10 protein-coding genes are annotated in these 10641 nt (G+C 74.1%); 5 read left to right on the top strand and 5 right to left on the bottom strand.

The features are described from left to right. On the top strand, nt 1-200 hold a 200-nt coding region (locus ACI79T_RS16690), incomplete at its 5' end, for a hypothetical protein (RefSeq protein ID WP_456611204.1). Between the two features lie 198 nt (nt 201-398). On the opposite strand, the gene ACI79T_RS16685 is transcribed toward ACI79T_RS16690, so the two are convergent. Beyond that, the gene (locus ACI79T_RS16685; RefSeq protein WP_456611203.1) at nt 399-1025 is read right to left on the bottom strand and encodes an alpha-ketoglutarate-dependent dioxygenase AlkB; all 627 of its coding nucleotides are present in this window, start codon (nt 1023-1025) and stop codon (nt 399-401) included. Between the two features lie 89 nt (nt 1026-1114). Beyond that, on the bottom strand, nt 1115-3337 hold the full coding sequence (locus ACI79T_RS16680) for a DEAD/DEAH box helicase (RefSeq protein ID WP_456611202.1): 2223 nt from the start codon (nt 3335-3337) through the stop codon (nt 1115-1117). Nucleotides 3338-3416: 79 nt separating this feature from the next. On the opposite strand from ACI79T_RS16680, the gene ACI79T_RS16675 reads away from it, so the two are divergent. Further along, nucleotides 3417-4253: a PHP domain-containing protein gene (locus ACI79T_RS16675; protein ID WP_456611201.1), complete on the top strand. Its 837-nt coding sequence runs from the start codon at nt 3417-3419 to the stop codon at nt 4251-4253. A gap of 9 nt (nt 4254-4262) precedes the next feature. Here ACI79T_RS16675 and ACI79T_RS16670 read toward each other — a convergent pair whose 3' ends face one another. Beyond that, nucleotides 4263-5429: a benzoate/H(+) symporter BenE family transporter gene (locus tag ACI79T_RS16670; protein WP_456611200.1), complete on the bottom strand. Its 1167-nt coding sequence runs from the start codon at nt 5427-5429 to the stop codon at nt 4263-4265. A gap of 114 nt (nt 5430-5543) precedes the next feature. Between ACI79T_RS16670 and ACI79T_RS16665 the strand changes: the two genes are divergently transcribed. From ACI79T_RS16665 to bar, 3 genes are read left to right on the top strand one after another with little or no spacing between them, the layout of a single operon-like run. Beyond that, the gene (locus ACI79T_RS16665) at nt 5544-6077 is read left to right on the top strand and encodes an N-acetyltransferase family protein (RefSeq protein WP_456611199.1); all 534 of its coding nucleotides are present in this window, start codon (nt 5544-5546) and stop codon (nt 6075-6077) included. A 54-nt stretch (nt 6078-6131) separates the two neighbouring features. Continuing rightward, entirely contained in the window at nt 6132-7097 is a 966-nt protein-coding gene (locus tag ACI79T_RS16660) for a carbamate kinase (protein ID WP_456611198.1), read from the top strand. Nucleotides 7098-7108: 11 nt separating this feature from the next. After that, complete coding sequence (gene bar, locus ACI79T_RS16655; RefSeq protein ID WP_456611197.1) at nt 7109-8212, top strand: barbiturase; 1104 nt, start codon at nt 7109-7111, stop codon at nt 8210-8212. A 176-nt stretch (nt 8213-8388) separates the two neighbouring features. Here bar and ACI79T_RS16650 read toward each other — a convergent pair whose 3' ends face one another. Together ACI79T_RS16650 and ACI79T_RS16645 are read right to left on the bottom strand one after the other, a co-directional pair. After that, nucleotides 8389-10089, bottom strand: a complete 1701-nt coding sequence (locus ACI79T_RS16650; RefSeq protein WP_456611196.1) for a signal peptidase I — start codon at nt 10087-10089, stop codon at nt 8389-8391. A gap of 66 nt (nt 10090-10155) precedes the next feature. Continuing rightward, nucleotides 10156-10548, bottom strand: coding sequence for a hypothetical protein (locus tag ACI79T_RS16645; RefSeq protein ID WP_456611195.1), 393 nt, complete (start codon nt 10546-10548; stop codon nt 10156-10158). Nucleotides 10549-10641: the final 93 nt, after the last annotated feature.

Raw genomic sequence — 10641 nt, 5'->3', positions numbered from 1 at the left:
GAGCTGACACTCGCGATATCAATCAACCAAAGGAATCCCAGCCCCAACCACACAGTGGCCAGGGCACGGGGTATTACTTGGCACTGACTTTCGGCACGCTGTTGAGTTCTCAAGGAGCGGACGCGCACGAAACCCGGCCAATTTCTTGGCCTTCGCTCGAGGCGGTCTTCTCAATGTATACCGAGCTCCGCAGCGGCTGAACCTCGGGGGTTCCTCCGGCGGTTTCCCTGGCCTCGCGGCCCGGTCCGTTCTCGCTCGGTGCAGGAGGAACCATACACGCCTTCCGGGGGGTCGTGCAGGGGGGGTCCGGACGCCTCCCCCGACCCCGCCGGCCGCCTGTCGCCGTGGGGCGGTGCAGGCCCCGGACCGCGGGCGCCGGCTCCCGCTGCGGTCGGAGGTCAGGCGACGCCGCGCGGCCGGAACTGGACGCTGACGCGGGGCCCGACCGGCCTGGTGGTCTTCGGGATGCAGTGCTCCCAGGTGCGCTGGCACGAACCACCCATGACCACGAGGTCGCCGTGCCCCAGCGGGAAGCGCAGGGACTCGCCTCCGCCCACCGGACGGAGCAGCAGGGGACGAGGGGAGCCGAAGGACACGATGGCGACCATCGTGTCCGCCGACCGTCCACGCCCGATCCGGTCACCGTGCCAGGCCACGCTGTCGTGGCCGTCGCGGTACAGGCACATCCCCGCGCTGATGAAGGGCTCGCCCAGTTCGGGCCCGTAGCGGTCGTTCAGCTGCGCGCGCGCCTCGGTGAGGAGCGGATGGGGCAGCTCCTCCCGGCCGGAGTACCACCGCAGCAGCCGCGGGACCGCGACCTCGCGCTCGTACATCTGGCGGCGGTCCTCCCGCCAGCCGATGTCCCCGAGCAGGACCTCGAGCACCTCGTCGGAGCCGGACACCCATCCGGGGAGGTGGTCGACCCACGCCCCCCGGCCGAGGGCGTGCCGGACCACGCCGTCCAGGGGTTCGAGCGTCGCCTCCTCGGCGAGGTCCCACATCGAGGGCTGGTGCGCCAGCGTCATGCCGGCACGCTACCCCGATGTTTCGCACATGTGTGCGAAAGCCTGTGGACAACGGTCGGCCCGGCAAGGCAGCCGGGGACGGGATCGGGTCAGGCGGTGAGGGCCAGGGCGAACGGGAGCACGGCGGACGCCCCGGCCCGGCGGAGCTCGCGACCGGCGACCGTCATGGTCCAGCGGGAGTCGGCGAGGTCGTCGACCAGCAGCACCGGGCCGTCGACCGCCGCCAGCTGCTCGCGCAGCTCCGGGCCGACGACGATCCGGTCCCACACCGCGGCCAGCCGGAAGGCGCTGTTGCCGCCGGGCTGGCCGGTGGGACCGCCGTGCGCGAGCGAGAGCTCCCCCAGGTACGGCAACCGGCCCATGCGGGCCAGCCCCTGCGCCACTCCCTGCACCAGCTGGGGGCGCCGGCGCGAGGGCATGGCCACCACGGCCGCCGGCCGCTCCTTCCAATCCCAGGCAGCGAGCACCCGGCCGCACGCGCGCAGGAGCTCCTCGTCCGGCCCGACGTCGGAGACCGAGCGGCGCACGGGCACGTCGAACGCGGCGTCCGGGTCCTCCTCGATGCTCGGGGCCTCGAGGTCGAGCTCCACCACGCCCCCGACGCCGTCGTCCCCGAGCAGGGAGCGCAGCCGCTGACCCCACCCCAGATCGGTGAGCCGGGCGACGGCGCGGCCGTTCTCCAGCTGCTCCGAGGGAGCGATCTTGCCCTTGACGTCGACGCCCAGCCGGTCGGCGCCGGTGGGCCACATGGCGCGCGGTGCCAGCTCCACCCCGGGCCGGTCGAGAGCGGCCGACGCCGCCTGGGACGCCGCCTCGGGGACGTCGGTGGCGTACCAGGGGCCGGTGCAGACGTCGCAGCGCCCGCACGGTGCGGCGGTGGGGTCGTCGAGCGCGGACTGCAGGAAGGCCATGCGGCACTCGGCCTCGTCGACCGGCTTGGCGTAGGTCAGCATCGCGCGCTGCTCGGCCTCCCGGGTACGGGTGACGCGGGCGTAGCGGTCGGCGTCGTAGACCCACGGCTGCCCCGTGGCGCGCCAGCCGCCCTGCACCCGCTCCACCGCCCCGTCGACGGCGAGCACCTTGAGCAGCAGCTCGAGCCGCGAGCGGCGGACGTCGGCCACCGTCTCCAGCCGCGCGACCGACCAGGCCTTGCCGTCGGCCATCGCCGTCAGCACCGCCGCGGCGTGGTCCTCCCGCGGCATCGACGACGTGGCGAACCACTGCCAGATGGCGATGTCCTCCGGCCCGGGCAGCAGCAGGACGTCGGCGTGCTCGACGGCGCGGCCCGCACGGCCGACCTGCTGGTAGTAGCTGACCGGCGACGACGGGGCGCCGAGGTGGACGACGAAGCCCAGGTCGGGCTTGTCGAAGCCCATGCCCAGCGCGGAGGTGGCCACGAGGGCCTTCACCTCGTTCCGCCGCAGCGCCTCCTCGGCGTCCTTGCGGTCGGCGTCGTCGAGCCGGCCGGTGTACGAGCGCACCTCGTGCCCGGCGTCGCGGAGCAGGTTGGCCGTCTCCTCGGCCGCCGCGACGGTGAGCGTGTAGACGATGCCGCTGCCCGGCAGATCGGCCAGGTGGGAGGCCAGCCAGGCCAGCCGCGCCCGGTCGCTGGGCAGCCGGAGCACGCCCAGCCGTAGCGAATCGCGGGAGAGCGGGCCGCGGACCGTGGTGACCTCCACGCCGCCGGCGCCCAGCTGCTCGGCGACGTCGGCGACCACCCGCTCGTTCGCCGTCGCGGTGGTGGCGAGGACCGGCGTCCCCTCGGGCAGGGTGCCGAGCAGGTCGCGGATGCGGCGGTAGTCGGGGCGGAAGTCGTGCCCCCAGTCGGAGACGCAGTGCGCCTCGTCGACGACGACCAGCCCGCAGCGGGCGACCAGGCCGGGCAGCTGCTCCTCGCGGAAGCGCGGGTTGGTGAGCCGCTCGGGCGAGACGAGCAGGACGTCGACGTCGTCCGCGGCCAGGCGGGCGGCGATGTCGTCCCACTCGGTCATGTTGGCGCTGGAGATCTCGACCGCGCGGATGCCGGCGCGGGCGGCCGCGGCCACCTGGTCGCGCATCAGCGCCAGCAGTGGGCTCACCAGCAGCGTCGGGCCGGCGCCGCGGCGGCGCAGGAGCGCGGTGGAGACGAAGTAGACGGCGGACTTGCCCCAGCCCGTGCGCTGCACGACCAGCGCCCGCTGGGAACGCTCCACCAGTGCGGCGACGGCGGCGTCCTGCCCCTCGCGGAAGACGGCGTCGGGGCGGCCGGTGAGCTCCCGCAGGATCTCCAGGGCCTCGTCGGCGATCGAGGACGGCGGGGCAGCGGTGCTCATGCCGACGACAGTAGGTGCGCCCGACGACAGGACGGGTGCCGCGCGCGACCGGGGGACGACGGTGGAGAATCCACAGGCGATGGCACACCACCAGGGGCAGCGACCGGCCGACAACCACGTGCACACCCACTGGTCGTGGGACACGCCGGACTCCTCGACCATGCGGCGGGCGTGCGAGCGGGCGATCGCCGAGGGCCTGCCCGCGATCGCCTTCACCGAGCACCTGGACTTCACCGTCTGGGAGGCCGACGACCGCGCTACCGCTGATGGGCTGGTCGACCGGCACCCCGCGCACCAGCTGCCCATCGACGTCGAGGGGTACTTCGCCGAGCTCGAGGAGGTGCGCGACCGGTTCCCGGAGCTGCGCATCTGGTCCGGCGTCGAGACCGGCGAGCCGCACCTGTTCGCCGCGAGCATCGCCCGCCACCTGGCGAGCTCCCCGGTCGACCGCATCCTGGGTTCGCTGCACTCGCTCAGCGACGACGGCCGGCTGGTCGGCGTCGGCCGGCTGCTGCACGTGGACGCCGACGCCACGATGCGCCGCTACCTCGGCGAGATGGTCGGGATGATCGAGGGCAGCGACGTCTTCCAGGTGCTCGCCCACGTCGACTTCCCGCGGCGGTACTGGCCCGGTGGCTCGCACCGGTACGTGGAGAAGGACTACGAGGAGGAGTACCGGGCGGTGTTCCGCGCGCTGGCCGGCAGCGGCCGCGCGCTGGAGATCAACACCAGCAGCCCGCTCGCCTCGGCCGACCAGGTCCGCTGGTTCCGCGAGGAGGGCGGCGAGGCGGTCAGCTTCGGCAGCGATGCGCACGCCCCCACCGCGGTCGGGCAGAAGTTCGACCTCGCGGTCGCCGTGGCCGAGGCGGCCGGCTTCCGGCCCGGGCGCGACCGGTTCGACTTCTGGCGCCGCTGACGCCGCGATTCAGGCGGCGACGACGGGCTGCGGCCGGTACCAGGCCCAGAAGGCCAGCCCGACGACCAGCGACCAGAACGCCGACCCGATCCCGCCCACGGTGATGCCGCTGATCGCCACCAGGAAGGTGGCGAGGACGGGGATCCGGTCCTCGGGCCGCGCCAGCGCCCCGCTCAGCGACGCGGCCAGCACCGGCCACAGCGCCAGGCCGGCGGCCGCGGCCACGAAGCCCGCCGGAGCGGTGGCGACGAGCGCGGCGATCGCGGCCGAGACGAGCGCGAAGCCGACGTGGGCCAACCCCGCTGTGCGGGCGGCCAGGTAGCGGCGACCCGGGTCGGCGTCCGCCTCCGGCCCGGCCGCGAGGGCCGCGCTGATGGCGGCCAGGTTGATCGCGTGCCCGCCGAAGGGGGCGCCGAGGACCGTCCCGGCACCGGTGACGGCCATGGCCGGCCGCCAGGGGGCCCGGTAGCCGTAGGCCGCGAGCACCGCCATGCCGGGCACGTTCTGCGAGGCCATGGTGACCAGGAACAGCGGCAGCGCCAGCCCGATGACCGCGGTGGAGCCGAAGTCCGGCGTCGTCCACGCCAGCGCCGGGACCAGCGCGGAGGCTTCGACCCCGCCCTCGCGCCAGGCCAGCCAGCCGATGATGCCGAGGGTGACCGCGAACGCGGCCGGCACCGCCCAGCGCGGGGAGAACTTCAGCAACACCGCCCAGACCAGGACGACGGGCACCACCAGCCAGGGCATCTCCAGCGCGGACCGGACCGGCTGGAGGCACAGCGGGACGAGGACGCCGGCCAGCATCGCCTGCGCCAGCACCGGCGGGATGGCGCCGATCGCGCTGCCCAGCCGGGGCCACGCCGCGGTGAGCAGGACCAGCGCGCCGACCAGGACGAAGGCGGCGACGGCCACCGGCCAGGACGGCGCAGAGGCGGTCGCCAGCAGGGCGGCCCCGGGCGTGGACCAGGCCACGGTGATCGGCATCCGCGTGCGCTGGGCGAGCAGCACGGTGGCCAGCCCCATGGCGAGCGCCAGGACGACCAGCCCCGAGGCTGCCTGCGCCGGGGAGGCTCCGACCGCGCGGAGGCCGGTGAGCACGACCGCGAAGGAGCTGAGGAACCCGACGAGAGCGGTCACCAACCCGGCGACGGTCGTCGACGACGGGGCGGCGGGCACGGCGCGGGACGCTAGCGGTACCCCTCGGGATCCGGCACCGCAGCGGGCCGACGGCCGGTCACAGGTGGTCGACGTCACCTCCGGCCCGGGCTGGAGGCCCCTACGTTGATGATCATGGATGCTCCCGCCCCGGCCGTCCGCGACGCCACCGTGGACGACGCCGCCGCGTGCGCGGCCATCTACGCGCCGTACGTCACCGGCACCGCGATCACCTTCGAGACCGAGCCACCGACGGTCGAGCAGATGGCCGGGCGGATCGCGAGGGCGCTGGACGCGCACGCCTGGGTGGTGCTCGAGGACGACGGCCGCGTCGTCGGCTACGCCTACGCCGGGTCGTACAAGGAGCGCGCCGCCTACCGCTGGTCGTGCGAGGTCAGCGTCTACCTGGAGACCGGGCGACGGCGCGGCGGCGGGGGGCGGGCGCTGTACGAGGCCCTCTTCGCGCGGTTGGCGGCCCGGGGCTACCGGACCGCCGTCGCGGGGATGACGCTGCCGAACGAGCCGAGCGAGGGCCTGCACGCGGCGCTGGGTTTCGAGCCGATCGGCACCTACCGGCGGATCGGCTGGAAGCACGGCCGGTGGCAAGACGTCGCCTGGGCCCAGCGGGCGATCGCGGCCGGCGACGACCCGCCCGCGGAACCCCGGTGAGCCCATCCCGTCAGGTACTTCACCGCTAAGGAAAACCCGGCTAGGGTCGGCGGGGTGACGTCCCGCCGCGTGGTCATCGCCCTCGGGGGCAACGCCATGACCGGAGCCGACGGCTCCGCGACGCCGGCGGCCCAGCGCGCCGCGCTCGGCGAGGCAGCCACGCACATCGCCGACGTCGTCGCCGCGGGCGTCGAGGTGGTGCTCACCCACGGCAACGGCCCGCAGGTGGGCAACCTGCTGGTGAAGAACGAGCTGGCCGCGCACGAGGTGCCGCCGGTGCCGCTGGACTGGAACGTCGCGCAGACGCAGGCCACGATCGGCTTCACCCTCGCCGACGAGCTGGACGCCGCCCTGCAGGCCCGCGACCTCCCCCAGCGCACCGCGGGCCTGATCACCCGGACGCTGGTGGACGCCGGCGACCCGCACTTCGCCGAGCCGTCCAAGCCGGTCGGCCGCTACCTCCCGCGCGAGGAGGCGGACCGGTTCGTCACGCTCGGCCAGACCTGGGAGGACCGCGGGGAGCGCGGCTGGCGCCGGGTCGTCGCCTCGCCCGAGCCGCTGGCCGTGGTCGACTCCGCGGCGATCCACGCCCTGGCCGGCGCGGGCTTCGTCGTCGTCTGCGCCGGAGGCGGCGGCATCCCCGTGGTGGACGACGGCCGGGACCACGACGGGGTCCGGCCCGCGCTGCGCGGCGTCGAAGCCGTCATCGACAAGGACCTCACCGCGGCCATCCTGGCCCGGGACGTCGAGGCCGACACCCTGGTCATCGCCACCGACGTCCCGAACGTGATGGTCGACTTCGGCACGCCCGACCAGCGCCCGCTCGGCCGGACCACCGCGGCGGAGATGCGCGAGCTCGCCGCGGCCGGGCAGTTCGCCCGCGGTTCGATGGGGCCCAAGGTCGAGGCGGCGCTGCGGTTCCTGTCCCACGGCGGCCGGCGCGCCGTCGTCACCTCGCTCGAGCACATCGCCGACGCCGTCAGCGGTGACTCCGTCGGCACCGTCGTCACCAACTCCTGAAGGGAACCCGCATGCCCGCACCGATCGAGGTCCGCAAGGTCCCGCTGCACAACGTCAGCGACGCCTCCGAGCTGGCCAAGCTCATCGACGACGGCGTCATGGACGCCGACCGGGTGATCGCCGTCATCGGCAAGACCGAGGGCAACGGCGGGATCAACGACTACACCCGGATCATCGCCGACCGCGCGTTCCGCGAGGTGCTGCAGGAGAAGGGCAGCCGGTCGGCCGAGGAGGTCAAGCAGATCCCGATCGTGTGGTCCGGTGGCACCGACGGCGTCATCAGCCCGCACGCGACGATCTTCGCCACCCTCCCCGAGGACGCCGTCGAGCAGACCGACGAGCCGCGGCTGACCGTGGGTTACGCGATGAGCGACGTCCTGCTGCCCGAGGACATCGGCCGCGTCGCGATGGTGGAGAAGGTCGCCGACGGCGTCAAGAAGGCGATGGCGGCCGCCGGCATCACCGACCCGGCCGACGTCCACTACGTGCAGACCAAGACCCCGCTGCTGACCATCGACACGATCCGCGACGCCCACGAGCGCGGGGAGACGACGGTCCTCGAGGAGCCGCACGGCTCCATGGACATCTCCAACGGCACGACGGCGCTGGGCATCGCGGTGGCGCTCGGTGAGATCGAGCTGCCGAAGCAGGAGCAGATCATGCGTGATCTCTCCCTCTACAGCGCCGTCGCCTCCTGCTCGTCGGGCGTGGAGCTGGACCGGGCGCAGATCGTCGTCGTCGGCAACGCCCGCGGGCACGGCGGCGCGTACCGCGTCGGCCACTCGGTGATGACCGACGCGCTCGACCAGGACGGCATCTGGAACGCGATCCGCGACGCCGGCCTGGAGCTGCCCGAGCGCCCGCACCACACCGACCTCGGCGACCGGCTGGTCAACGTCTTCCTCAAGTGCGAGGCCTCGCCGGACGGCAAGGTCCGCGGGCGGCGCAACGCGATGCTCGACGACTCGGACGTCTCCTGGCACCGCCAGATCAAGGCGTGCGTCGGCGGCGTGACCGCTTCGGTGACCGGCGACCCGGCCGTCTTCGTCTCGGTGGCCGCGGTGCACCAGGGGCCCTCGGGTGGCGGCCCGGTGGCCGCCATCGTCAAGGCGTGACGACAGCCCCGGGAGCATCGCAGCGAGGAACGAGCGAGGAGCGGACCGGGGCGCGGAGTCACGCGGGTGGCAAGGCGTGACGACAGCCCCGCGTAGCTGACGCAAGGCCTGCTTCGGGGAAGTGGGGGTCCGGACGCAGTTCCGGAGCCCTGCTTCCCCGAAGTCGTTCCTGGGGATCAGGCCAGCAGGGTCCGGAGGCCCACGGGCGGCAGCGGAGCGGTGAGGTCCTCCTCCGCCGCGGCCGACCGCCGCGCCCGGGACGGCGCCGGGACGGGCGGCTTGCCGCGCCGGGCCGCCGCCCCACCCGGGACCACGAACCGGTAGGTGGCGTCGACGTCGCGCACGGCGAAGACGTCCTCCTCGGCACCGGCGTGGTGCAGGACGACGGTGTCGAAGCGCTCGGCGACCCGGTGGAGCGACTCGGCATCCGAGACGTCGATGACGGTCCCGCCCGGAGCGAACGCGCCGACCGGCACGATCCGGTCGGCGTGCCGGACCAGGAAGTCGTCTGCGGCGCCGCGGCCGGCCCGGCCGAGCACCGCCCCGGCCGCGGCGACGGCCAGCGCGAGTGCCATCACGACGAGCGCGAGGCCCCGCGCCACGCCGATCGGGACGGACAGGCTCAGGACGTCGAACGAGCGGGGGGCGACCGCAGCCACCGGGACGGCGGTGTCGGTCGTCGTCGTCAGCACGGTGTCGGGGTCGCCGGCCAGGCGGAGGGACGTCGGGTCGAGCGCGAAGTCGAGGGCCGCCGGAGCCGCGGCCTCGAAAGCCGTGCCGCGGGCGGTCCCGGTCATGGCCACGGTGGGGGTGACGACCAGCGTCGCGGTGCTCCCCGAGACGCCGACCTCGGCGTAGTGCCGGCCCAGGACCTCCGACGCACCGGCCGCGTCGACGTCCACCGACGCCGTCGCCACCCCGTCGGTGAAGCCGACGACGGCACCGCTGCCCAGGTAGGACGTCCAGCCGTCGGCCGCCCGCACCGAGACGTCGAGGCGCAGCGCGCCCCGGAGGTCGGCGAGGCCGGGGCCGGTGACGCTGTCCTCGAAGGAGACGGTCAGGCCGGTCGCGAGCTTGGTCCACACGGTGTCCCCGGTCGTCACTGCACCGGTGGGGTAGGTGGTGCCGCGCTCGGCGGTCCCGGTGTACGAGAAGCGGCCCTGCTGGGTGACCTGCAGGGTGTCCTCCACCGTCTCGGTGGAGGGGAGGACGAACAGGACGCCGGCGCCGACGGCGGCCAGCAGCGCGGCGGCCGCGGCGCCCAGTGCGGTCTGGCGGGCGCGGGCCCGGACGCGCATCGGCACGGACCCGCCGGAGACCGGGGGCAACGACACCGCGGGCACGGAGAAGGACGGAACCGAGAAGGACGGCGCGCGCAGGGCCGGCAGCCGTCGGCGGAGGGCGCGGGCGCGCGGTCCGCCGCCGCTCCGGCGCGTGGAGCCCAGGACCAGGGAGGCCGCGAGGCCGACGGCCCCGAGGACCCACGGGGAGCTGATCGCCTCGAGCGCCTTGCCACCCTGCGGGATGCGGACGAAGAGCCGGCCGAGGATCTCGTCCGCCGTGGGGCGGTCGTCGTCCAGCCAGGCGTTGTTGTCCCCCTGCGTCACGAAACCGGTCGCGTCCGCGGAGACGATCCGGTGCATGACGATCGTGTCCAGGGCGTCGCTGTGGTAGGCGACGACGTCACCGACCGAGTAGCTGCCGGCCGCGCTCAACACGGCCAGGTCCCCGGTCCGGAACGCGGGCTCCATGCTGGTGCCGTGCGTGGTGACGTAGGTCGTGCCGCCACCCAGGGCCGTGGGCCAGAACAACCACATGGTCGCCAGCACCAGCGCGAGAACCGCGCTGGTGCTGGCGACCTTGGACGTGGAAGTCATGGGAGAGGCACCCGACTTCGGCCGGGCGGGTGGCCTACCGGCCCCACCGCCCGTTCCGGAGAAGGATTACTGGGCCACCGTCAGACCGATCGAGTTGAACCCGACGAGCGGCTGATCGGGGGTGGGGCAGGTGATCGGCGAGACGCCCGTCCCCCGAGCACCGACCGTGCAGAGGATGGGGGTGCCGACGACCGTGCCGGGGGCAGTGCCGGTACGGAGCGTCAGGTAGGCCTGCATGCCGGTGATGTCCTCGGTGACCTCGAAGTTGATCGCGTCGACCAGCGACCGGTCGGCGGTGTCCAGGACGTAGGCGATGTCCGAGACGGTCGCACCGGTGACGGAGGCGGCGGCGTAGCCGGCCGTGCTCTGCGGGACGGTGTTGCTGGCGGTGAAGGCGGAGGTGGTGACGCCGGCAGCGGCAACCGCGACTCCGGTGAGCAGAACGCGCGACTTGCGCATTGCCTGGGTCCTCTTCTCTCAGCGGCCAGCCCGCCCGGGTGCCGATCACCTGGGTCATCGGCACCGGCCAGTGCATCGACAACCAAGTTCTCG

It is taken from the genome of Blastococcus sp. SYSU DS0619 (assembly GCF_054051035.1).
Note: the sequence above shows the minus strand (reverse complement) of the source record. Positions and strands in the feature narration are given on the sequence as shown.

Bases quoted from the DNA above. Each gene is read 5' to 3' on its own strand.
- ACI79T_RS16675 (WP_456611201.1), top strand. From the start codon at position 3,417: ATGGCACACCACCAGGGGCAGCGACCGGCCGACAACCACGTGCACACC.
- ACI79T_RS16650 (WP_456611196.1), bottom strand. From the start codon at position 10,089: ATGACTTCCACGTCCAAGGTCGCCAGCACCAGCGCGGTTCTCGCGCTG.
- ACI79T_RS16680 (WP_456611202.1), bottom strand. From the start codon at position 3,337: ATGAGCACCGCTGCCCCGCCGTCCTCGATCGCCGACGAGGCCCTGGAG.
- ACI79T_RS16685 (WP_456611203.1), bottom strand. From the start codon at position 1,025: ATGACGCTGGCGCACCAGCCCTCGATGTGGGACCTCGCCGAGGAGGCG.
- bar (WP_456611197.1), top strand. From the start codon at position 7,109: ATGCCCGCACCGATCGAGGTCCGCAAGGTCCCGCTGCACAACGTCAGC.
- ACI79T_RS16665 (WP_456611199.1), top strand. From the start codon at position 5,544: ATGGATGCTCCCGCCCCGGCCGTCCGCGACGCCACCGTGGACGACGCC.
- ACI79T_RS16645 (WP_456611195.1), bottom strand. From the start codon at position 10,548: ATGCGCAAGTCGCGCGTTCTGCTCACCGGAGTCGCGGTTGCCGCTGCC.